Origin of the sequence: Vibrio ruber DSM 16370 (genome assembly GCF_900163965.1) — a bacterium.
GTDB lineage: Bacteria > Pseudomonadota > Gammaproteobacteria > Enterobacterales > Vibrionaceae > Vibrio > Vibrio ruber.
Window position 1 is genome coordinate 56,215 of the sequence record NZ_FULE01000006.1, and the last position, 23,607, is coordinate 79,821.

Below are 23,607 nucleotides of genomic sequence, written 5' to 3' on the forward strand. Positions count from 1 at the left end.
CAACTTTCAGGTTTACATGATGTAAATTACTTAAGACATAGGTTTACCTGAATTTGCTGCTTCTAGCTACCGGAAACGTCACCTTTTCTTTAGTATCTCCGCAAATTATCCCAATACTTTAATGATCGATGGAAAAGCACACTTTTCAGGAAGACCTCATAGCCATGATTACCGGAACTTTTTTGGTTGCTCAGGGAATTATGTTTCTGCAAGCAGCACATGCCATTACCGGTGGGACGGCAGGATTAGCATTATTACTCAATCAGTTCACCCCCTATTCTTTTGGCGTGTTATACCTGCTATGTAATGCCCCTTTTTATTGGCTCGCCTGGAAACGGTTTGGTCGCTGGTTCGCGCTGAACAGTTTGATTTCCGGATTACTGGTCTCCCTGTTTACCGATCTATTCTCACACTTCATTCAGTTAACACACGTCAATGAGACTTACGGTGCAATCACAGGAGGGCTCTTCATGGGGCTGGGAATGCTGATCCTTTTCCGTCATCGTTCAAGCTTAGGGGGATTCAATGTCTTCTGTCTGTTTATTCAGGATAAATGCGGGATTTCTGTCGGTAAAACACAACTATGTATTGATACCTCAATTGTCTGTGCATCATTATTTTATTTATCCCCGGAGATCATTGCTGTTTCAATCCTCAGCGCAGCCGTACTTAACATTGTTCTGGCGATGAATCATAAACCATCCCGATATTCTGTTACTTATACGGTTCACCATAAATGACACAGCGCGGTGGATTTTGTCTTACATAACCGGATGTTGAACAAGAAATAGCACATTTGTCCAAAAAGACATCATTCAGTCATAAATTATTAGAAAAGGCTTTACAGGCTGCATAGGTTTGCTATGATGCGCCCCGCACCGAAGAGATGAATCGGGAATATTTCTTCACAATAAAGTGCACACCCTGGAGGGGTTCCCGAGTGGCCAAAGGGAGCAGACTGTAAATCTGCCGGCTCCGCCTTCGATGGTTCGAATCCGTCCCCCTCCACCATATTCAACATGGTTGAATTATTTGATTCCATGCAATGGTCTGATTAAATAATTCAACCATGAACAAAACTCTGGAGGGGTTCCCGAGTGGCCAAAGGGAGCAGACTGTAAATCTGCCGGCACTGCCTTCGATGGTTCGAATCCGTCCCCCTCCACCATATAGAAAAGCCAGCATCTTGCTGGCTTTTTTTTCTATCGTCACCCAAATCACGGCTCTGTATCTGACCGCTTACAATGGTAATGCCCGGGCAACATACCGCTCAATTGTGATGACCTAAAGCAAAGGGCTCAGACTGATAAATCCCCTTTGCTTTTTTGTTCCGTTAACTTATTACATCAATGCAATATTGCTTTCGATCTATAGCAACTTTCCTATCTATGGCAGCTTTCTGTCTATAGAACATGGAAGCAGCCATCATGCCAAATAGGCCGGAACATCTTTGATGCTATCCAGCACAACATCGGCCAGTGATTCACCCTCGTCGGTCACCGGTTTACCGGTGCGAACCAGAATAGAAGTGCCAACCCCCGCAGCCTGAGCTGCAACCAAGTCAGAAGGTTTATCACCCACCATCACCGAATTGGCCATATCGATGTTGAGAAAATCACGCGCAGAAATAAACATACCGGGCTGGGGTTTTCGACAGTCGCAGTCTTGCTTATATTTATCATGACCATGCTCAGGGTGATGCGGACAATAATAAATCCCGTCCAGCTCGACGCCGCGATCAATGAAATTCCAGTCCATCCACTGAGTCAGGCTCAAAAAGCGATCTTCTGTAAACAGACCGCGCGCAATGCCAGCTTGATTGGTCACCACCACTAAAAGATATCCCATATCTTTCAGACGTTTTGTTGCCTCAAAAACCCCATCAATGAAGTGAAAATCATGCTCATCATGAACATAACCACTATCAATATTGATCACACCATCGCGATCCAGAAACACTGCTGGTTTAGCCAAAGCTTTACCCCATCCGACTGATTAATGTCGGCTATTATACTCAAACTCACTGTCGGAGATACACCCAAATCCCTTTTGTATCCTGTTTCAGCTTTTTTGATTGCCTTTTACCGGACAAATGGCGACAATAGCACTTTTAGACGTCTAGACGTCGAAAGTGATTGACTTCATTATCATGAAGCCATAGCATCCACTACAAAATCGCAGGTGTTGTGCTGATTGAATGCAATTTCGTCTGCCAACACACCATACCTCAGCATACCATTCGTCATCTGAGGTGATATTTAATGAATGAGCTAAGTAAGTCCTAGTCAGGTTTTCTAATGATTGAAATAAATCACGTCAATAAAATGTTTGGTCAGGGTGATAATCAAATACTCGCCCTGAAAGACATTAATCTCCATATCCGGCAAGGGACTATCTTTGGAGTGATCGGCTCTTCCGGTGCCGGGAAGAGCACGCTGATACGTTGTGTCAACATGCTGGAGTCCCCCACCAGTGGCGAAGTGATTGTTGACGGTGTTGATCTGACCAAATTGAGCGCTGCTCAACTATGTCAGGCCAGACGCAATATCGGCATGATATTCCAGCATTTTAATCTGTTATCATCCCGAACCGTGTTTGACAATATTGCTTTACCGCTGGAACTTGCCGGTAAGAGTCAACAGCATATTGTTCAGAAAGTGAATGAATTGCTGACACTTGTCGGCCTTGCCGACAAAAAACAGACCTATCCGTCTAACCTCAGTGGCGGGCAAAAACAGCGTGTCGCTATCGCACGAGCGCTGGCAAGCGATCCTAAAGTATTACTCTGTGATGAAGCAACGAGTGCTCTGGATCCGGCAACAACGCAATCCATTTTAAAGCTGCTTAAAAAGATCAACCGTCAGTTGGATATTACGATTTTGCTGATTACCCATGAGATGGATGTCGTCAAAAGTATCTGTCATGAAGTTGCTATCATCGGTGACGGTGAATTGGTCGAAAAAGGCAGTATCAGCGATATTTTTGCCCACCCGAAAACCGAGCTTGCTCATCAGTTTATCCGTTCGACGCTGGATTTATCGATTCCGGAAGATTATGAAAACCGTCTGCATCCTGAGCGTGTTCCGCAGAGTTATCCTCTTGTCCGGATGGAGTTTACCGGAGCAACAGTAGATGCGCCCTTGGTCTCCCATATCTCACGAGATTTTAATATCGATGTGAATATTCTCAGTTCTGATCTCGATTATGCCGGCGGCGTTAAATTTGGCATGTTAGTCGCAGAGCTTATCGGAGAAGATATCAACGATCAGGCAGCGATCGAATATCTCCGTTCACAGCATGTAAAAGTAGAGGTTCTCGGGTATGTCAATTAACCTAATCGTTGACTGGATCAGTCAAAACAACCACCTGATTCTGAATGCGACCTGGCAAACGGTTTATATGGTTGCCATTTCTGGTCTGGTTGGCTTTCTCGTCGGTATCCCGCTTGGTGTCATTCTGCATATCACCAAACCGGGCGGATTAATGGAAAACCGACGTTTTAACCGAATTTTAGGCGCAATCGTCAACATTGGTCGTTCAGTGCCGTTTTTGGTCTTGATGGTCGCCATTATCCCATTAACTAAACTCCTGATCGGCACATTTATCGGTACAACAGCAGCTATCGTTCCTTTAACTATCGGCGCAATTCCATTTGTTGCCCGACTGATTGAAGGGGCGCTGCTAGAAGTTCCTGCCGGTCTGGTTGAAGCCGCACAAGCAATGGGCGCAAAACCGTTACAGATCATCATTAAAGTGCTGCTACCGGAAGCAATGCCAACGATTCTCAATTCAGTTACCATTACACTGGTGACACTGGTCAGTTACTCGGCAATGGCAGGAACCGTCGGTGGCGGCGGACTCGGTGATGTAGCGATTCGTTATGGTTTCTACCGCTATGATATTACCGTGATGGCAGTGACAGTCGTCATGCTCATTGTTCTGGTGCAGATTATTCAGTCAATTGGTGATGCCATCGTACGCCGGGTGGACCACAGATAGTTGACGACCGCTAAACAATAACAACATCGATGATTGTGATCATCACTCAGGATTAAGCCAAGGAGAAGTTTATGAAATTAAGTCTAAAGGGTTTGCTAACAGTTGCGACGGCAGCTTCAGCGCTGGTACTGGCCGGTTGTGGTGATAAAACTGCCGATAATAACAAGATCAAAGTGGGTGTTATTGCCGGTGCAGAAGCACAGGTGGCCGAAGTTGCCAAAAAAGTGGCAAAAGAGAAATACAATCTTGATGTGGAACTGGTCACATTCACCGATTACGTTACGCCCAATGCAGCACTGGATGATGGTTCTGTTGACGCAAACGCATTCCAGCACAAACCTTATCTGGATCAGCAAATTGCAGATCGGGGCTACAAATTAAAGATTGCCGGCAATACGTTTGTTTATCCGATTGCCGGATATTCTAAAACCATCAAATCGGTTGATGAACTCAAAGATGGCGATCGCATTGCCGTGCCAAATGATCCAACCAACCTGGGTCGTTCACTGATCCTTCTGCAACAGCAAGGTCTGATTACTTTGCGTGATGGCGTCGGCCTCAAAGCTACGGTACAAGACATAGCAAGCAATCCGAAACAACTAGAAATTCTTGAATTGGATGCCGCCCAACTGCCTCGCTCACTGGATGATGTTGCCATTGCCATTATCAATACAACTTTTGCCAGCCAGTTGCACCTTTCTCCGGAAAAAGATGGTCTGTTTGTCGAAGACAAAGAATCACCATACGTGAATCTGATCGTCGCGCGTGAAAATAACGTCAATGACGAGAATGTGCAAAACTTTGTCAAAGCTTATCAGACTGATGAAGTTTATAATGCAGCGATGAAAATCTTCAATGACGGGGTTGTCAAAGGCTGGTAAGTAATATTTTACGGCCAAAGCAGTAACAACATTCGTCTCAAGACTCATTTGTCTTGACAATAAAAAGGGCATTCAATGCCCTTTTTTATTGCTCATTTTGATGAACACTTATTTCAGATAATCCCACGACAGGTTCGAAACAATCCGGCATGAATCACATTTGAAATGGAAAATATCGTGCAGAGGTTCGGCTAACCGCCATTCGCTGCCACATTTCGGACAACGACGATGCTGCTCATCTTCTAAGCTGGTTCCACCGACGCGGTACTGGTAATAGTAAGTAGGGATTTTCGTCAAATACTCAATCCGTCCCCGCAAATCCCAGCCACGTCGAAACAAATCACTATCCGGCATCATCATCTCTTTTAAAGCTGAATGTTCAGCCTGACACCCACCGGCCATCTGTAATTCATCACAAGCCTGCCATTCTGTCTGCCACTTAATCACAGCTTTATGATCACCATTGAATGTCGCAGGAATCCGGTATAAAGGGATCGGAAGAAGCGTTTCACCATTGCGTAATGGTGAGCAAGTATGCACATACGTGGTATAAAGCACCTGCCATTGACGTGGCTCACCGGGATCGGTTTGCTCCGAGTGGATATCCCGCCCCAGAACGCGCACTTTCGGGGCGAGTAAACTGGCCTCAGCCAGTCTTGCGATACACCGGCGGACAAAATCGGAGTGATAATCCGGGTGCAGACTCTGTTTCTCCGCACAGACCGCCCGGACAAAAAACTCACCGTCCCCCATCACAACGGGAAATTCCCGCCCCAGAATCTGCCCGTTAAACCGCAGGGCTTCCAGTAAACCGGAAATCACACCTTCAACGGCAGCAACCGTGGTGTTATCGAAACATTCAAACTGGAGTTCAACAACGTACATCCGTTACACCATCGGTTCTAATTGGTCTAAAAAAGCATCAAGTGTCGGTGCCAGTCTATCCCGTTTGGATGTACCGAGACGCTCCAGAATCACTTCACCACTGAGATTACAAATCGAAATTACATCCAGTTCAGCATCCGTGGTCGCGATAAACACTGTCGGTTTGAGTTTCAAACGACGCTGGGTGACCAGATGGCCTAAAATATTCTCCTGCAACCGGTCAAAGTCGGCCTCACTCCAAACTTGCAGCAATGTCAATGACTCCCCTTGCCAACGCGCCCCCATATCGGCACAAAACTGCGTGCCGTAAAATGCCTTGATATCCTCATGTAAACTGAGCTCAATCGCTTGTTCAGCATTTGAAAAATCAGCGGAGTCATTCCGGCTGACAGGCTGCCAGTACACGCAATCACCGCGTATGGTGTCAATACAAGGCGAAGGCCAGTCTGCTAATTCGGTATTGATTGGCAAACAACCATGTTCCTGTTGATACGCCAATAAATAACGCTGACAAAACTGCGTCAGGGATGATGATGGAACCATTTCATTCATGTTATTCTCCGAATTATTGCTGTGATACTGCGATTTGTTCAGCCGATACCCAAGAAAGCAATCGTGTTCTGCTGATAACCGGTTTGCTCCGCTAATTGACCGATCATTTCACGAAGACAGTCCGCGCCTGATGACATTGGCAGGTGGATTGCGTAAAATTCCCGGTATTCTAAACGAATTTAGTCCTGAGCATGAGCAAATATTCCGATACCGAGGCCTTGGCTGACCTTAAATTAGGTCAGGAGACTGTCTATGCAAGCCATTATGATCCTTCACTCCTGCAAGGTGTTCCCCGAAGCCTGAACCGGGATGATCTGCAATTATCAGAACCGCTGCCGTTTCAGGGATGTGACCTCTGGACACTTTACGAACTCTCATGGCTCAATAACAAAGGGTTACCACAAGTTGCCATCGGATACGTTTCAATCCCGGCCACCAGCCCGAATCTGATTGAATCCAAATCATTTAAACTTTATCTGAACAGTTTTAATCAGACCAAATTTGACGACTGGCAAACCGTTCATAGCAGACTCTGTACTGACTTATCTCACTGTGCCGGTGAAGCAGTTACCGTGAACCTGAGACATGTCAATGATTTTACCCATCAGCACATCATCACAATGGAAGGTGAATGCATTGACGAGCAGGATATTGAAATCGACCAGTATGCATTCAACCCAGCCTATCTGGAACAAGCAACCGGAGAGACTTTTGTTGAAGAAACGCTGCACAGCCATCTGTTAAAATCCAATTGTCTCATCACCAATCAACCGGACTGGGGCAGTGTTGAAATTCGCTATCGAGGCCAACAAATCAATCGTGAAGCACTCCTCCGTTACCTAATCTCTTTCCGCGAACACAATGAGTTTCATGAGCAATGCGTGGAACGGATTTTCACCGATCTGATGAAATATTGTGAACCACAGTCATTAACCGTTTATGCACGGTATACCCGCAGAGGCGGTCTGGATATTAATCCTTATCGTTCGACGGAAGATCATCAGCCGGCCAGCGTTTTACGTATGGCTCGTCAGTAAACCGGCTGGGAGTCATCATTCAAATGATCAAAACCATCCGGAATACGCTATCTCTATGGTTGCTTCTCAGTAGCTGTCATGTGGCGTTAGCGAGTGTTTACACCTCTCCCACACTGGAAGAGGCCAACCTGCTTCTGGATATTTCCCCGAAGGAAGCACAGTCACTCACATCCGCTTACCTGACCAAAAGAACCTTATCGGATACGAACGAGAAAACTCCGTCGAAGATCACCAGTGAAAGCTCAGATAATCTTATCCGCACGCCGAATTCGAGTGTTGAAGCCATGGAGATTCTGGCTCAGGCGCTCTTTCTCCAAGGATATTATGATGAAGCACTGCGTTATCTGAAAAGTGCCATTGCATTAACTCAAAAATACCAACTGCCTTATCTGGAAATCGAAGTGCGTCAGTTGGAAATCCGTCTGAACTGGTTGCTTAATCATGACTCGCAACAGGCTCGGGCTCAGCTCAAAGAACTCTCTTCAGCATTGTCTCAGCTGAAAAATGCGGAACAGCTCGGCAAAAGAATCCACTATAACATCTTGATGCTTCTGGCTGAAATTGCCTCTAAATCAAATGAAAATGAACTGGCAGAAAGCTATTATGAAGCTGCCAAAGCCTACATTAGTGAAACACAGTCCGTCAAAAGACAGATTGAATATCATATTCAGGTCGGTAGGCACTATTTGAGTCACAAACGTTACAATAAAGCCCTGTCAGAGCTACTGACGGCTTACTGGAGTGCATTAGAATCCAATGACGGTGCATTACTGGCGATGACGAATTCGCTTCTGGCTCAACTGTTTTATGAACGTAAGGTACTGGACAGAGCACTGCTTTATCTGGCTCAGGCCGCTGATTTTTATGATGCTTATGAGGAGTCCCCCGTACTGGTCGATATTCTCAAACGGATGGGCGATATCTACTATCGGCAAAATAAGTTTAACCTCGCGCTGGTCTACTACCTGAATGTACTGGATCACTCTGTCACACAGCACGATATGCAACTTTTTATCGCGGTACGGATTCGTCTGGCCTCGACCTATATGCAGCTTTATAACTACTCGTTGGCAGAGGACTATCTGTCAGCGATTGAGCCCTTACTGGAACAGTTTAATTTTCCCCGCCTTCAGGGCCAGACCCTGCTGCTGAAAGCCGGGATCGCTTTTTATCAGAAAGATACATCCCGGGCAATCGCACTGGCCCGTCAGTCCGCTGTGCTGGCGGACAAAACCCAAGATGATCAAACCCTGATGCAGGCGTTTAAACTCCTCTCCGAGTCATCTGAGAAGCAAGGGCACTATTTAGAAGCTCTCAACTATTCACGTCAGTACAATCAATTGACTCAGAGACAGCAAAATCAATTGAATCACATCAGCGAAGAAGCCTTTAAACAGCAAAAAATGTTTGTCGAGCAAACATTACATTTGGCAGGTCAGGATCGGGCACTGAAGCAACAGGAAAAACATTATCGGTATTTACAGAATATTGCTTACGGCCTTTTTTCTGCCGGGTTCGTCTTCTTTCTGCTGATTCTACGCCGCGGCTACATTATCCGGCAGCAAAATGAAGAGATCGAATATCTGAATAATCACTTGTTCATGCATTCTCGCTCTCACTTAAATAACCTGCGGATGCTGAATGAAGATCTCTCCTCTTCGCTGCAAAAAAGCAGCCATCTTTATGAACAATGGCATATCGGTGAATTAATCCACGAACCGCTCAGTGATCGCTTACGGTTTGCCATGATCGATATTCCTTTCCTGCGGAATATGTATCTTGAACACGGTTACACAGAAGGTCTCCAGCTTGAGCTCGCATTCGGTGAATATCTGAAAGATAAACTAGATGAACACACACGCCTGTTTCATTTTACCGACGCTAACCTTGTCTATGTGGAAAATACCCCAGTACAGACTGATGAAGATTATGACACCTCACCGCAGGCCTTATTTGAAAAAATTCAAACTTGGGTGAATGAATTCCAGCCATCCAGCCAGCTCAACCGGATTATTCGCATCGGTATCGCCGATTACCCTTTTTTACCGAAAGCGTATACCGCCATCAACGAGAAAGAGCTGTTGGATATTCTGCTGATGGCGACCAGTGCTTCAAGAGAACTCAGTATTACAGAAAAAAGTAGCCATTGGGTCTATTTGAAAGCAATTGATAACGCACCGGCGGCCAGCTTTGCAACGAACGATATCCGTCAGGCCTGCCGACAAGCGATTAGTCAGGGACTGATTAAAGTTCATTCTTCATACAAAAATGAAGAAAGCATCAAAAGTCTGCTGAAGGACACCTAAACGTAGTCTCAGACGCATTTTAACGGATGACTTTTATTGATAAAAGAACGGGTTATCGTTTCGATTATGTATCGTGATGCACACAGAGTGTCATCCAGCCTGACACAGATTCAGATCCCAACTCGATCAAGTTCGGTTTGACACGCAAAGCGACTTCGGTTCAAATCTGAGAAAGATGAAAGTGTTCTGAAACGATGTATCATTTTTCTGTCATCTGTTACCGTGACAATGAAACGTCGAATGACCAACGATGTTGGCAATAACGCGCAAAATATAAAATACACAGATTCCCTGAATTTGCTGTGATCGATACATACTGAAACAACAGACGTTGACTATGGAAAAGACAATGACCAATCTTGAACGCCACATTCGTCATGGCGGAGAGACTTTGTTGAGAATTCCCGGTTTACCTTCAAAGGTAAAACGGGATCTACGGGATCTATTGAACGTATCTTCTGTTCATCCGTCCCCAAAGTCAGAACAGGCGGTAAAGCTGCTGGGTCTTTATGAACGCTCGGTCAAAATTATTGCAACCAATCCACATCGCTCAAACACCATTAGTCATACGGCAGAACAAGCGCTACACAGTAAATTATCCGATGAGCTGCAAACTCTGATTACAGAATTGGATTTTGAAGGTGAATCCGGTGAAGTGCTGATGGATATCCGCGCTAAGTTACTGGTCGGAGTGACGCCCGATACGCTTCTGGAACTGACACTGGAAGTGTTGCGTCTGGTTGTTGAGGGAACGACCCACGAGCGGAAGAAATCAGAACAATTCCTTGATCAGATCAACCGTTCTTTGGTCACGCACCTTAAAAGTACCAAACAAAGTATTCAACAAAATCAGAATTATCTGTCACACCGTCAGGAAATGAATCAGGAATTCAACGCCCTGATGGCTCGCAGTAACAAGATTCTTCAAGAAGAGCAGGATTATACTTTGCTCAAATCTGGTTTAACGCCATTATTGGCTCAGTTGACGGCTTTATCAGAACGACTTACTCATGCAGAGCAGCGTGAAAAGGCCTTAATTGAAAGGATGGAATACATCCACAATCAGGCTGAGTCACTATACGAATCAACTCAAGACTATCGTTGTCAACTCGAAGATCAAGCACACAGAGTGCTGCAAGACCCATTAACAAAAGTGTATAACCGAGCTGCTTTTCATAACCGTCTGGAATTGGAATATCACCGCTGGATCAAAAACCAACATCCCCTGCGACTCGTGTTACTCGATATCGATAACTTTAAGACACTCAACAAAAATTTTGGTTACTCAGCGGGTGATAAAGCCCTGAAAATCATTGCCAAAACGATTCAAAAAGAGCTGTCTGAAACCGATACGGTCGCCCGCTTCTCCGGTGAAGAATTCATGATCATCATGCCGGATCGTGCCGAACAGGAAAGTTATCTGCTGGTACAAACGATTTTGCGTCAAATCGCGCGACTCCCTTTTAAATTTAAAGATAAACACCTCACCATTACACTAAGTGCCGCCAGCACTGCGTTTCAAGAAGGTAATACACCGGAAGAATGCATTGAACAGGTTTATAAAACTCTGCAAAAAGCCAAAAAATCCGGGCCAAACCAAGTCAGTTGGAAATAAACTGCCTGAATATAAACATCCCGAAAATGAACACTTTTTAATCAATTCAAGACAATAGAGTGACATCTATCACACCATTGAACTGTTTCAGTTCCCTAGTTGATCATCTACAGACTAGATTGTTACTGTAAAATCATGTAGTTATTATATTTATTTATCATTAGCCTCAATATCTTTTAAAAAATCTATTATTCCGTACTTATTATCAAGGAGGCATTCATGATTACTCATATCAGCCCGACCGGAAGTATGGATCTGCTCTCGCAGATTGAAGTTGAACGCCTGAAAAAAACAGCCTCCAGTGGTGATCTGTACCAACTCTACAGAAATTGTACACTCGCCGTTTTGAACTCCGGAAGCCATACCGACAGCTCAAAAGAATTACTGGATAAATATCAGAGTTTCGATGTCAACGTCCTCAGACGAGAACGGGGTATCAAACTAGAATTGATTGAACCACCTGAACATGCCTTTGTTGACGGGGAAATCATTAAAGGGATTCAAGAACACCTGTTTTCCGTGTTACGCGACATTGTTTATGTCAACATGCATCTCGCTGACAGCAAACGATATAATCTGACCGATTCGGTATATAACACCAATTTAGTTTTCGACATTTTGCGTAATGCCCGGACGCTCGTCCCCGGAACCACGCCCAATCTGGTCGTTTGCTGGGGCGGTCATTCTATTAATCCGGTTGAATACCAATACACTCGCGAAGTCGGCAATGAACTCGGTTTGCGTGAACTCAATATTTGTACAGGCTGCGGCCCGGGGGCAATGGAAGGTCCGATGAAAGGCGCGGCAATCGGCCATGCGAAACAGCGTTATAAGAGTGCACGATATATTGGTCTGACTGAACCATCAATCATCGCAGCCGAGCCACCCAACCCGATTGTCAATGAACTGATCATTATGCCGGACATCGAAAAACGGCTGGAAGCATTTGTCCGCATGGCTCACGGGATTGTGATTTTCCCCGGTGGTCCCGGCACGGCTGAAGAGCTGTTGTATATTCTCGGTATCATGATGCATCCGGACAATGCTGAACAACCGCTCCCGATTATTCTGACCGGCCCGAAAGGCAGTGAAGACTATTTCAACTCAATCGATCAATTCATCAGTGATACCCTGGGAGATGCAGCCCGCAAACACTATCAAATTGTGATTGATGACCCTGCGAGAGTCGCACGCAAAATGAATGAGTCGATGCCGGTTGTCCGTCAGTTCAGAAAAGCACATGGTGATGCATACAGTTTCAACTGGTCACTCAAAATCGACCCTGAGTTCCAGTTGCCATTTGTACCCACACATCACGCCATGGCGAACCTTGACCTTCACATGGACCAGAAACCGGAAGTGCTTGCTGCAAACCTGCGTAAAGCGTTTTCAGGGATTGTGACAGGTAATGTCAAGGCTGAAGGGATTCGGGAAATCGAACAGCACGGCCCGTTCATTATTGATGGCGATCGGTCAATCATGCACAAAATGGATAAGCTCTTGAAAGATTTCGTCAAACAAAACCGGATGAAACTCCCCGGCGGACATGCTTATGAGCCCTGCTATAAAATTGCCAGCCATTAAGCATGGGTTGCCCGAGCCCATCATTATCCACTAGAATAGGGGCTTCGGCCCTTATTTTAATATGCCCCTGAGCGAAAAACGCCCATGTCGCTACACCTTGTTATTATCGACGCTCTCAACCTGATTCGCCGTGTCCATTCGGCACAGCCCGATGCTGAAGATATCGAAAGAACGATTCAGACAACCAGCCGAACGTTAAGCAAAATTATTCAAGAAACGTCTCCCACGCATATCATTGCCGTGTTTGATCATGACTCTGAAGATCGTGGCTGGCGTGCACAACTGCTGCCTCACTACAAGGAGAAACGGCAACCGATGCCTGATGCTTTGCGGCAAAATATGGATGCCATTCAGCAAGCATGGTGGGAAATAGGTATCGACTCGCTGCTCTCCAGTGGTGACGAAGCCGATGATTTGATCGCCACGCTGGCGACCAAAGTTGCCAGTCATCAGGAGCAAGTGACGATCATCTCAACCGATAAGGGCTACTGTCAGTTGCTCTCCCCGACGCTGAGAATCCGGGATTACTTTCAGCATCGCTGGTTGGATCAAGCGTTCATCACCCAAGAGTTCGGCGTACGCCCTGAACAGTTGTGTGACTACTGGGCGCTCACCGGCATCCATTCCAGTCAGGTGAGCGGTGTTCCGGGGGTTGGCCCTAAAGCTGCCAAAGAGATTCTTAATCAGTTCACTGATATCGAGCAGGCTTTTCAAGGCACCGATCTGCCGAAGAAATATCAGAAAAAACTTACCGAACATATTGAACTGGCACGTCAGTGCAAAGCCGTCGCCACCCTCAAAACCGATATCGAGCTGGGATTTAACTTACAAGATATTCGCTTTCAGCCACCGGAGAGCGTGTCATAATCGACACGCTCTCAAACCGCTGAAAACCAGACCGATACTTAATGAGGAGAAATATTGGACAAGCTCCGGACATGCACGGTAATTTCTTCCCGGTCATGGTAAAGGTGCTTGGCTTGTAATCGAAAGTTGACGTGATTATCTTTCAGAAAATATTTCAGGTTATCAATATCCTGCAACACTTCATCATAACGGCCTTTCATCGGCAGTTTCAGATTAAACAGCGCTTCTTTTGCCCATCCGCGGATCAGCCACTCGCCCATCAGTTGTGCCACACGAGCCGGCTTCTCGACCATGTCGCAGACCAGCCAGGTGACATTCTTGCGCGGCGGCTCAAATTTAAAGCCATCTTCCATGTGATGTTTGACCTGACCGGTGTCCATCAGACTATCAGCCATCATGCCGTTATCGACGGCATGAACAAACATTGACCGTTTCACTAGCTGATAAGTCCATCCGCCGGGGCATGCTCCCAAATCAACCGCCCACATCCCCGAGGCTAAACGTTCATCCCATTCCGAGCGAGGAATAAAAACATGAAATGCTTCTTCCAGCTTCAGGGTTGAACGACTCGGCGCATCCGCCGGAAACTTCAAGCGGGGAATGCCCATGAAAAACGGGGAGTTATTATTGGTATATGAATAGCCGATATAACAATGGCCGGGGGCAATAAAACAGACATGTAATACCGGCTTTTTTGGCTCGTCTTTGCCAAACAGAATACCTTTCCCCCGCAATGCCTGACGCAGCGGAACCGTAAACTTACGGCAAAATTTCAGCAGCTCTTTGGCCTCATTGGTATCCGGCGTTTCGACCCGCAGATCACCACAGCGAGGTACCCCTTCAATCTCAGCCAAAGACTGGAGAATCGGGGAAATTCGATCATCTTTCGGTAAAGATTCACATGTCGCACTGACGGCAAACATCTGACGCGCAAAAATCAGACTTTGAAAATCGAGTTCACGGATCAGCTTATCAGCGTCTCCGTCCTGATAACATTCAAACAGTACATATCCTGTCTGATACTTCAGACGAGGAAATCCAAACACTTCGATTCGGCTTGCCTTGTCCTGAATTTCTCCGGCACATTCTTTTTCAAAACCGGCGCGGCAATAGAGCATGACCTGTTTCACTGATTCACCTCTTTCATATTCCATGCAGCGACAAACATCAGCACCCATCCCAGAATAAAACAGACGCCGCCGAAAGGTGTTATCGGGCCGAACCATTTCACACCGGTCAGCGCTAGTGCGTACAGGCTGCCGCTAAAACAAAAGATGCCGATAATAAAACAGATTCCGGCTCGATAAAAATATTTCTGCACCGTCTGGTGCGATGACAGTAGCATCATCACGCCACACCCTAACAAAGCGAGGGTATGGATAAACTGATAACGAACGCCGACTTCGAAAACTGCCAGTAAATTCGGGGATAAAATCGTTTTTAAACCATGGGAAGCAAACGCACCTAACCCAACCCCAAACGCGCCAAAACCCGCGGCAAAAAGAAATAATAATTTACTTTTCATGATGATCCATGCTCCAGATAAATGCACTTAATTGTTCCACCGCCAAGGCCAGATTGTCTTGTTCGGTGTAACCTGAACGTTTGCGAGGTTTAAAACTATGGTCGCCATCGGGCACATAAACCACCTCAACCTGCGGACTCAGCGGCATTGCCATCACTTCCTCTCGGCAGCCAAACGTGTCCCGTTCTCCCTGTAAAATCAGACATGGCTTTTCACATGTCGCTAAATGCTCGCCTTTTTGTTTCTCCGGTTTACCGGGGGGATGAAACGGAAAACCGAGGCAAGCAATCCCTTTCACCGACTCATGCTGAGTGAGCAAGCTCGCCATACGCCCGCCCATTGATTTACCACCAATCACTACCGGTTGTGTCGCATACTGTTGGATCACCGCTTCAAACGCTGCAAGTAGCTTCGGGGCACGATCCGGCGGAAACTTCTTCGCTTCCAGTGCTCTGCGGACCATGTACGGAAAATTAAAACGAACCACGCGAATGCCTTTGTCGGCCAATCCACACGCAATATGCACCATAAACTCATGATCCATATCCGCCCCGGCACCATGGGCAAAAATAAATACCGGGCCATCATCCGGCCCGTTCAGCTGTACATGTGCACTATCCGGTTGGTATACGTTGCTGTCCACACTATTACTCGCTGTCATAATTTTCATCTAAAATGACCTCTTGTTCTCGTCGGGCCCGGTTCAACATCCAATTCCGAAATGTGGCAATCCGTCCGGTATTGGCCTGTTTCTCATGACAAACCAGATAAAAAGCATTATCGGTCATCAACACTTTATCAAATAAGGGCACCAGCCTCCCGGCTTCAATTTCCGGCTGAGCCAGCACATTATTGCCCAGTGCAATCCCCTGACCATGCGCTGCCGCCTGTAAGACCATCGTCGTGTGGCTGAAAATCGGACCATGATCAACAGTAATGCCTGACAGATGATTTTCCCGGGCAAAGGTTTTCCAGTCCTGCCGGGAAGTATCATGAAGCAATGTATGATGAGATAAATCTTCCAGAGAATGAAGTGGTTTTCCCTGCGCCAGCAATAATGGCGAACAGAGCGGAATTAAAAACTCCTGATAAAGTTTATCCGTTCTTAACCCCGGCCACTGCCCTTTACCGTAATAGATCGCGACGTCAACATCATCCACTAAAGAGCCTTCTTCTCTATCAACTGCTTTTATCCGAACATCGATATCCGGTTGCTGCTGATTGAAGTCGGCAAGACGGGGAACCAGCCACTGAATGGCAAAACTCGGGGGTAGGCTGATAGTTAATGTCCCCTTTTCACTCCGGGACAGGAGCTTATCCGTCGATTCTTGAATAGCGGTGAAAATATCTTTGATTTCAAAAAAATAACTTTGTCCCTCTTCTGTTAACAAAAGAGAGCGATTTCTGCGGATAAATAGCTTCAGCCCGAGAAATTCTTCTAACGACTTGATCTGATGGCTCACAGCGGCCTGAGTGACATATAATTCTTCTGCTGCTTGAGTAAAGCTTAAATGACGAGCTGCGGACTCAAAAACCCGCAATGCATTCAGGGGAGGCAACCTTTTGTTCACACCATGATCCTTAACTGAAATGGATTAGTTTTTTTTATGCGAAGCATTATAATTTGTCCATTGTTTACCTGCCAGAAAAACCCTATATTTTGTGCCGCAGACAAGTCTGAATGACTTGATTCTCCTTAGGATCAATAGACTTTGTGTTGCGATGTTGTGTTTGCAAACTCGTATTTCGAGTATGTGGTGTTTCACCACTTGTTCTGTGGCTCCCAGCCACAAAGCATACTTCCTGTATTTATTTTGACCTGTCTGTCAAATATTTCACACCGCCTTCCGATGGGCGGTGTATTTTTATCTGCGCTAGCTTTGCTGCGCTGCCTGCTGAGAACCACCAGCGTCAAAGTCAAGACTCTCATCAAAGCTATTTAATCAAAGCCATTGTTCTGCACCGTCAGTGCTCTCACGCTTGCGATGTATTGCCGGTAAGGCAGAAAACTTCACATCAATAAAAATAAAAAAACCAGCCGACGGCGGCTGGTCTTATCGGGTAAAAAGATTTTAAGGACGATATACCTTCACATTCTCAAAACCCTGCTCTTTGAGGTATAAAGCCTGCAAACGGCTCATCACACCACGGGCACAATACAGTAAATAAGTTTTGGACTGATCCAAATCACCGAACTGAGTTGCCAGCTTATAAAACGGCAGATGTTTCACTTCTACCCCTTCCAGAATCAGCGGATGCTCATCTTCTTCATCCGGGCTACGGATATCCAGTACGACGGCATGTTCCTGAATCGCATCAACCAATTCAACTTCCGGTGCCTGCTGCTCCGTTTCCTGAGCAATATCGCGGATGTCCATTTGACGTGCACTGTGAATCACTTGGTCTAAAATGGCAAAATCAAACTTCGCTTCTTCAGCTTCCAGCTTTGCCTGAACCGCTTTGACGGTCGGACGACGAGAAATCACCCCGCAATATTCCGGCATGGTTTTAGCAAAATCTTCAGTACCGATATCTCTGGCAAGATTGATAATGTCTTCTTTATCCCAGTTGATCAGCGGACGTAAAATCAAACGCTCAGTCACACCATCAATATGACGCAAGTTAGTCAGTGTCTGACTGGACACCTGCCCTAACGCTTCACCGGTGACCAGTGCCTGAATATCAAACCGTTCCGCGATCATTCCGGCCGCCCGCATGAACATCCGTTTCAGCACAACGCCCATTTGCCCGTCATCGACTTTTTCCAGAATTTCTGCCACAACCGGTTCGAAATCAACCGCAATGAAGCGAACTTTGGCCGATGAACCAAATTTATTCCATAAATAGTAAGCCACCTGCTTCACGCCGATTTCATGCGCCGGACCGCCTAAATTAAAGAAGCAATAATGTACTTTAGAGCCACGTTTGATATGCAGATAACTGGAAACACCAGAATCAAACCCACCGGAAATCAGGCTCAGCACGTCTTCTTGTGTCCCGAGCGGGAAGCCGCCCAACCCGCGATGACGGGCAATAATCTGGTTCAGTTTATCGCCTGACACTTCGACCCGAACCACGACATCCGGGTTGTTGAGTTTTACCCGGGCACTTTCAACCGCTTGATTCAACCCGCCACCGACGTAGCGTTCCAGCTCAATTGAGGTGAAGTCATGCTGGCCGCGTCTTTTGGCACGCACCACAAAGGTTTTATTTTCAATTTTATGCCGGCTGTGAGCCAATACTTGTTCATAAATATCATGCAGATCGCGAAACTCAGACTGCTGCACTTCAAGTACATGATGAATACCCGGTGTATGGGTCAGAATTTCCAGTGTTTCTGCGTAATATTGGTCGCTCTCTGAGGTGACTTCGATATGATCACGACGGTTAAAAACCGCAACAGATTCTGTCCGTCGTTTAATAATATTGCGAATATTACATTCGAGAATTTTGGTAAAACGTTTCCGTACCGATTCACTTTTAACAAAAATTTCCGGATGGGGCTTAACAATAAATTTCATAGGATCATTCGCAACTCAGATTAATACGTCACTGTCTGGTTTACACGGTTTAGCTGTTAACAGCATCAACAAACAGCAATGAAAGGCGCAGAATTATACACGAGAAGCACTGACAGGGAAAACATCTATTCTGCCTGACAGCGGTTCTCGGTGAATGTTGATGAGAAAGGGGCACTCAGATAGCGTGAAGTCGCTTGTTAGTCTCTGAGTGATATCATTTGATGCTCGGACGGGTACCCCGTCGGTTTAGGGGACCGAATGACCTTTGGATGCGACCCAAATACGATACCATTGCTCACGGCTCAACTCGATTTCCAGCGCCGCGACAGCGGCTTTGACCCGCTCAATTTTTCCGGAACCAAGGATAGGAATAGGGAATGCGGGCAAACGTCTGACCCAGGCATAAATCACCTGATCAATGCTTTGTGCCCCGACTTCTTGCCCGATCTCGGTAAGTACCTGGCGAACCCGTCTTGCTTGCTCACTCTCACCATTGAAAATTGCACCGCCCCCCAGACATGACCAAGCCATTGGCCGGGTTCTGAGCATTTGCATTTGATCTAAGGTGCCATCATGGGCAACATCGAAACTGAGCGGATTAATTTCAACCTGATTGGTGACCAGTGGTTTATCCAGACGAGACTGTAATAAATCAAATTGTGAAGGGGTAAAATTAGACACACCGAAATGTTTAACTTTGCCGGCTTGGTGTAATGTTGCAAACGCCTCCGCCACTTCATCGGCATTCATTAACACGTCAAGGCGATGAATGAGCAGCACATCGATTTCGTCGATACCGAGCCGCATCAGTGAGTTATCGACGGACTGGAGAATATGGGGTTTACTCGTATCGTAATGATTGATTTGTCGGTGAGGAAAAGCATCACCGCATAGTTGAATGTCACACTTAGTCACGACCTGAAGCTGCTGCCGCAGCGAAGGATCCAGCGCTAATGCTTCACCAAACAGAGACTCACAGGTGTACTGGCCATAAATATCAGCATGATCAACGGTGGTAATCCCCAGTTCAATATGCTGCTTTAAGAAAGACAACCGCTCCTGAGGGCTCATTTGCCATTCTGCCAGTCGCCAGTATCCCTGAGCAATTTCTGAAAACACCGGTCCCTGCTCTGCGATGGTTACTTGATTCACCATATATCCTCCGTCCAATCAATGGGTCATTTCAATAAAGAAAGCGCGCTAAAAAAGTGTGATAAAAAAAGTAAGCCATACTGGCTTACTTTTTATTTCTATCATGATTCTATCATGCCGGATACAACCTTCACTTGATCTCAATAGATATCTCTCGATGATGACACACTAAGGTGATGGGTTGGCGGAGGTCGGTTGCTGTACCGACGGCACTTCATCACTATAGGTGGGCTTGCCTTGCAAAATACTGATATCCACCCGTCTGTTTTGAGCGCGTCCTCTGGCAGTATCATTCGAAGCAACCGGCTGCGTATCTGCCATACCGCGGACTTCCATTCTTTCATGATTAAAGCCGGGGACTTTTTCCATTTCCTGCGCGACCGAAACAGCCCGCTGCGCGGATAAATCCCAGTTTGAACGATACAACTCGGAATCGAGCGGCTGATTATCCGTATGACCTGAGATCCGGATAATACCGGGGATATCTTTCACCAATTCTGCGATCTGCCGTACCAGTGGTCGGAATTTCGGTTGTAAAAATGCAGAATCTTTCGGGAATGCACCTTTTTCACGAATACGAATCACAATCTCCTGTCCGAGGTTTTCAACCTCGACAGCACCCTGTTCAATCTCGGTTGCTAACGCTTTTTGCAGATTTTCGGAGACAATTTCCATCTCTTCCGTGCTTGGTGACTGTGCCTGTTGCTGCTGGTCAACCGATTCATCATTCTGATTATCCTGCGTTGATGTTTCCGGAGACTGACCGCCGGTCAGATCGCCTTCTTCACGTTGCGTCCCACCGGCACGATCCGCATCACCTTCCTGAAACTCAAGCGTTTGTTGGGTAATATCAATGGTTTGCTGCATAATGACATCGATTGGCGTCGGCTCCGGCCGCCCCGGTCTGAATTCCTGAGCAATCACACTGGTACCTTTCGGAATATCTTTCACCTCCAGTCGGTTCTGAACCCCGAAGGCGAATTTCATCGAGCCGGCAATCTGCTTAAACTTCAGAACATCCATTTCGGAGAAAGAGAGTAGCAACACGAAAAAGCACATCAGCAGAGACATGAGGTCAGAAAATGTCGCTAACCATGCAGGAGCACCCGGCGGAGGACATTTACACTTATTCTCTTCATCATCCATCGCTAACTTCTCCGCGCTTATTCGTTGTCAATATCCATCGCCCGCTTGCCTTCATTCAGATAGTTTTTCAAATATCCGTCAATCACACGAGGGTTTTGCCCATCCTGAATCGCCAGTACACCATCCATGATGAGACGTCGATTCAACATTTCCTGCTCACGACGTAAAGCCAGCTTATCTGCGATCGGGAAAAACACCATGTTTGCCATGATCGCCCCGTAAAGTGTCGTCAACAATGCCACAGCCATTGCCGGACCAATGGATTTCGGGTCATCCATATTTGACAGCATCGCCACCAGACCAACCAGTGTCCCGATCATTCCCATTGCAGGTGCAACATCACCATAGGCTCGGAAGACCGCTGTTCCGGCCTCGTGACGCTCTTCTGTCAGTGAAATATCTTTTTGCAGGGCAGAACGCACAACGTCTGCATCATGACCATCGACCAACAGGTCAATGCCTTTCTGCATAAAGCTGTTACTGATTTCCATCTCTTCCAGAGCAAGAAATCCACCTTTGCGAGCCGCATCTGCCATTTCAACGATTCTGGCAATCAAATCTTCAGGTTCATCAGCCTTAAACATAAACGCTTTGGCTGCGATTTTCCCTGCTCCAAAAAATTGCCCGAAAGTAAACTTCATCATAACAACGCATGTTGAACCACCGACAACGATTAACACCGAGGTGATGTCCACGAACATCATCAGACCACCACCCAAAACCATGGCCATTACGATAAAGGCTAAACCACCTATCAAACCAATCAGTGTAGCTAAATCCACGAAACACTCCTCATGCAACCATTCTATTTTGAGAGTTCTCTGACTCAGGGTATCGGCAACGGTATCAAATCTTTAACTAAATTATGGACGCTATCTGCAAAAAAATGCAGTAAAGTCTTTATATTACCCAACTCTTTCCCACAATCATCTCAAGATACAATGACAATATAAATCCGTCACGTCACATCAACACTTGATGTGCTCAGAATCAGGCGTCGGTGGGAAACTGCGTATAAGTTTATACCGAAAACCAATAAAAAATCATAGATGCTTCCCTTAATCCTCACCAAAGCCCGATATTTATGATCTCTGGCAAAACTTATGATATTAAGCTGCATCATCACGTAACAAGAGAACAAAGGGTAGTTTAGGGTAAACACACTATCTGTCTAAATCATGTCAGCCCGGACATATCAGACAATCGCCCACACACATCATCAATAAAAACTGAACAACACCCTTCTTAGCGATTGATTTTTTCGAATTCGAGAGCAAAATTGTGTTGCAGGAGTAAATTCTTCCGGTTCTATTTGACCATCTTCACGCCCTGCGGTAACTTTCCCCCATTCCTCACCGATTGGAAGTTCTATGGCGAGCAAAAAACCTGAAAATATGTCATATGAGGCCACAATTGAAGAGTTGGATACGTTAGTCAACCAACTTGAAAATGGTGATTTGCCCTTGGATGACGCATTGAAAACCTTTGAACGGGGTATTGCACTGGCACGAGCCGGTCAGGCGAAACTCAACGATGCTGAACAGCGAGTTAAAATCTTGCTCAGTGATAGTGACGAAGCAGCCCTGAGTGATTTTGTCGAATCTGATGATCAATCAGAAGTATAAGTCCATATCATATGATAACCACCCTAAGCACTTATCAAACCCGGAATAACCAGCAGTTAAATCGCTGGCTTGAGCAATTACCGCATCAGGACCAATCCTTGATTGAAGCGATGCGCTACGGGCTGTTGTTAGGCGGAAAGCGCATTCGTCCCTATCTGGTTTACATCACCGGCCTGATGCTAGGATGTCAACAAGAAGAGCTTGATACACCGGCATCGGCGATTGAATGTATCCATGCCTATTCCCTGATCCATGACGATTTACCGGCCATGGACGATGATTCATTGCGTCGCGGGCAGCCTACCTGCCATATCCGCTTTAACGAAGCGACCGCGATTCTGACCGGAGATGCCTTACAGACGCTGGCTTTTTCCATTCTTGCCGAAGGGACACTGGCAGAGAATGCCGAGCCTTACCGGATCAAAATGATTCAGGCTTTGGCACAAGCGTCCGGTGCAATGGGAATGTGTATGGGACAAGCGCTGGATCTCGAAGCCGAACGTCGTCAAGTGACTTTGCACGAATTAGAAGAAATACATCGCCATAAAACAGGTGCATTGATCCGATGTGCCGTGCGTCTCGGAGCGCTATCAGCCGGTGAAAAAGGTCAGGCGATTCTGCCCTATCTGGATCGTTATGCCGATGCAATCGGTCTTGCATTTCAAGTTCAGGATGACATTCTGGATATTATCAGTGATACCCAAACACTGGGGAAACCGCAAGGTTCCGATTCTAAGCATCACAAAAGTACTTATCCCTCATTACTGGGACTCGACGGAGCCGAGCAGAAAACACAGTCTTTATTGAATGAAGCAATTCAGACTCTGGCATCCATTCCTTATAATACTGATTTACTTGAACAGTTCGCTCGATATGTGATTGAGCGGAGAAGTTAATAAGATCATAAGCATA

22 protein-coding genes and 2 tRNA genes are annotated in these 23,607 nt (G+C 46.2%); 13 read left to right on the plus strand and 11 right to left on the minus strand.

What is annotated here, in order from left to right:
* The first annotated feature begins 128 nt into the window (after nucleotides 1-128).
* The 3 genes from VR7878_RS01470 to VR7878_RS01480 all read left to right on the plus strand — a co-directional run bounded on the left by VR7878_RS01470 (nucleotide 129) and on the right by VR7878_RS01480 (nucleotide 1,168).
* Nucleotides 129-740 carry a YitT family protein gene (locus tag VR7878_RS01470; protein ID WP_077332751.1) on the plus strand — a complete coding sequence of 204 codons (612 nt, stop codon included), beginning with the start codon at nucleotides 129-131 and terminating at the stop codon, nucleotides 738-740.
* Nucleotides 741-926: 186 nt separating this feature from the next.
* Nucleotides 927-1,011 (plus strand) — tRNA-Tyr (locus VR7878_RS01475).
* A 72-nt stretch (nucleotides 1,012-1,083) separates the two neighbouring features.
* Nucleotides 1,084-1,168, plus strand: a tRNA-Tyr gene (locus VR7878_RS01480).
* A 257-nt stretch (nucleotides 1,169-1,425) separates the two neighbouring features.
* Here VR7878_RS01480 and gmhB read toward each other — a convergent pair.
* The gene (gmhB, locus tag VR7878_RS01485) at nucleotides 1,426-1,974 is read right to left on the minus strand and encodes a D-glycero-beta-D-manno-heptose 1,7-bisphosphate 7-phosphatase (RefSeq protein ID WP_077332753.1); all 549 of its coding nucleotides are present in this window, start codon (nucleotides 1,972-1,974) and stop codon (nucleotides 1,426-1,428) included.
* Nucleotides 1,975-2,297: 323 nt separating this feature from the next.
* On the opposite strand from gmhB, the gene metN reads away from it, so the two are divergent.
* From metN to VR7878_RS01500, 3 genes are all read left to right on the plus strand, one after another.
* Entirely contained in the window at nucleotides 2,298-3,332 is a 1,035-nt protein-coding gene (gene metN / locus VR7878_RS01490; RefSeq protein WP_077332755.1) for a methionine ABC transporter ATP-binding protein MetN, read from the plus strand.
* Nucleotides 3,322-3,999 (plus strand): methionine ABC transporter permease, encoded by a 678-nt coding sequence (locus VR7878_RS01495; RefSeq protein WP_077332757.1) that lies wholly within the window; start codon nucleotides 3,322-3,324, stop codon nucleotides 3,997-3,999. The genes metN and VR7878_RS01495 overlap by 11 nt, the downstream gene beginning before the upstream one ends.
* Nucleotides 4,000-4,070: 71 nt before the next feature.
* A complete protein-coding gene (locus VR7878_RS01500) occupies nucleotides 4,071-4,880 on the plus strand; it encodes a MetQ/NlpA family lipoprotein (RefSeq protein WP_077332760.1) in 810 nt (269 codons plus the stop codon).
* A 108-nt stretch (nucleotides 4,881-4,988) separates the two neighbouring features.
* Here the strand turns inward: VR7878_RS01500 and VR7878_RS01505 are convergent, their stop codons facing one another.
* Both VR7878_RS01505 and syd read right to left on the minus strand, forming a co-directional pair.
* Nucleotides 4,989-5,765, minus strand: coding sequence for a Zn-ribbon-containing protein (locus VR7878_RS01505; RefSeq protein WP_077332762.1), 777 nt, complete (start codon nucleotides 5,763-5,765; stop codon nucleotides 4,989-4,991).
* 3 nt (nucleotides 5,766-5,768) lie between these two features.
* Entirely contained in the window at nucleotides 5,769-6,308 is a 540-nt protein-coding gene (gene syd / locus VR7878_RS01510) for a SecY-interacting protein (protein ID WP_370737064.1), read from the minus strand.
* A 200-nt stretch (nucleotides 6,309-6,508) separates the two neighbouring features.
* On the opposite strand from syd, the gene queF reads away from it, so the two are divergent.
* From queF to xni, 5 genes are all read left to right on the plus strand, one after another.
* Nucleotides 6,509-7,354 (plus strand): NADPH-dependent 7-cyano-7-deazaguanine reductase QueF, encoded by an 846-nt coding sequence (queF, locus tag VR7878_RS01515; RefSeq protein WP_077332765.1) that lies wholly within the window; start codon nucleotides 6,509-6,511, stop codon nucleotides 7,352-7,354.
* A gap of 23 nt (nucleotides 7,355-7,377) precedes the next feature.
* On the plus strand, nucleotides 7,378-9,660 hold the full coding sequence (locus tag VR7878_RS01520; protein ID WP_077332767.1) for a tetratricopeptide repeat protein: 2,283 nt from the start codon (nucleotides 7,378-7,380) through the stop codon (nucleotides 9,658-9,660).
* Nucleotides 9,661-9,976: 316 nt separating this feature from the next.
* Nucleotides 9,977-11,275 carry a GGDEF domain-containing protein gene (locus tag VR7878_RS01525; protein WP_370737065.1) on the plus strand — a complete coding sequence of 433 codons (1,299 nt, stop codon included), beginning with the start codon at nucleotides 9,977-9,979 and terminating at the stop codon, nucleotides 11,273-11,275.
* 219 nt (nucleotides 11,276-11,494) lie between these two features.
* Nucleotides 11,495-12,859: a nucleotide 5'-monophosphate nucleosidase PpnN gene (ppnN, locus tag VR7878_RS01530; RefSeq protein ID WP_077332771.1), complete on the plus strand. Its 1,365-nt coding sequence runs from the start codon at nucleotides 11,495-11,497 to the stop codon at nucleotides 12,857-12,859.
* 84 nt (nucleotides 12,860-12,943) lie between these two features.
* On the plus strand, nucleotides 12,944-13,726 hold the full coding sequence (gene xni, locus VR7878_RS01535) for a flap endonuclease Xni (RefSeq protein ID WP_077332773.1): 783 nt from the start codon (nucleotides 12,944-12,946) through the stop codon (nucleotides 13,724-13,726).
* A 38-nt stretch (nucleotides 13,727-13,764) separates the two neighbouring features.
* On the opposite strand, the gene rlmM is transcribed toward xni, so the two are convergent.
* From rlmM to pomA, 8 genes are all read right to left on the minus strand, one after another.
* Nucleotides 13,765-14,856 carry a 23S rRNA (cytidine(2498)-2'-O)-methyltransferase RlmM gene (gene rlmM / locus VR7878_RS01540; RefSeq protein ID WP_077332775.1) on the minus strand — a complete coding sequence of 364 codons (1,092 nt, stop codon included), beginning with the start codon at nucleotides 14,854-14,856 and terminating at the stop codon, nucleotides 13,765-13,767.
* Nucleotides 14,853-15,251, minus strand: coding sequence for a DUF423 domain-containing protein (locus VR7878_RS01545; RefSeq protein ID WP_077332777.1), 399 nt, complete (start codon nucleotides 15,249-15,251; stop codon nucleotides 14,853-14,855). The genes rlmM and VR7878_RS01545 overlap by 4 nt, the downstream gene beginning before the upstream one ends.
* Nucleotides 15,241-15,912 (minus strand): alpha/beta family hydrolase, encoded by a 672-nt coding sequence (locus tag VR7878_RS01550; protein WP_077332844.1) that lies wholly within the window; start codon nucleotides 15,910-15,912, stop codon nucleotides 15,241-15,243. The genes VR7878_RS01545 and VR7878_RS01550 overlap by 11 nt, the downstream gene beginning before the upstream one ends.
* The gene (locus tag VR7878_RS01555; protein WP_077332779.1) at nucleotides 15,899-16,822 is read right to left on the minus strand and encodes a transcriptional regulator GcvA; all 924 of its coding nucleotides are present in this window, start codon (nucleotides 16,820-16,822) and stop codon (nucleotides 15,899-15,901) included. The genes VR7878_RS01550 and VR7878_RS01555 overlap by 14 nt, the downstream gene beginning before the upstream one ends.
* A 501-nt stretch (nucleotides 16,823-17,323) precedes the next feature.
* A complete protein-coding gene (thiI, locus tag VR7878_RS01560; RefSeq protein ID WP_077332781.1) occupies nucleotides 17,324-18,772 on the minus strand; it encodes a tRNA uracil 4-sulfurtransferase ThiI in 1,449 nt (482 codons plus the stop codon).
* 246 nt (nucleotides 18,773-19,018) lie between these two features.
* Nucleotides 19,019-19,927, minus strand: a complete 909-nt coding sequence (locus tag VR7878_RS01565) for an aldo/keto reductase (RefSeq protein ID WP_077332783.1) — start codon at nucleotides 19,925-19,927, stop codon at nucleotides 19,019-19,021.
* 165 nt (nucleotides 19,928-20,092) lie between these two features.
* Nucleotides 20,093-21,070 carry a flagellar motor protein MotB gene (locus tag VR7878_RS01570; RefSeq protein WP_077332785.1) on the minus strand — a complete coding sequence of 326 codons (978 nt, stop codon included), beginning with the start codon at nucleotides 21,068-21,070 and terminating at the stop codon, nucleotides 20,093-20,095.
* 17 nt (nucleotides 21,071-21,087) lie between these two features.
* On the minus strand, nucleotides 21,088-21,852 hold the full coding sequence (gene pomA / locus VR7878_RS01575; RefSeq protein ID WP_077332787.1) for a flagellar motor protein PomA: 765 nt from the start codon (nucleotides 21,850-21,852) through the stop codon (nucleotides 21,088-21,090).
* A 588-nt stretch (nucleotides 21,853-22,440) separates the two neighbouring features.
* Between pomA and xseB the strand changes: the two genes are divergently transcribed.
* A complete protein-coding gene (gene xseB, locus VR7878_RS01580) occupies nucleotides 22,441-22,695 on the plus strand; it encodes an exodeoxyribonuclease VII small subunit (protein WP_038182060.1) in 255 nt (84 codons plus the stop codon).
* Nucleotides 22,696-22,706: 11 nt separating this feature from the next.
* A complete protein-coding gene (gene ispA / locus VR7878_RS01585) occupies nucleotides 22,707-23,591 on the plus strand; it encodes a (2E,6E)-farnesyl diphosphate synthase (RefSeq protein WP_077332789.1) in 885 nt (294 codons plus the stop codon).
* The last annotated feature ends 16 nt before the right edge of the window (nucleotides 23,592-23,607 follow it).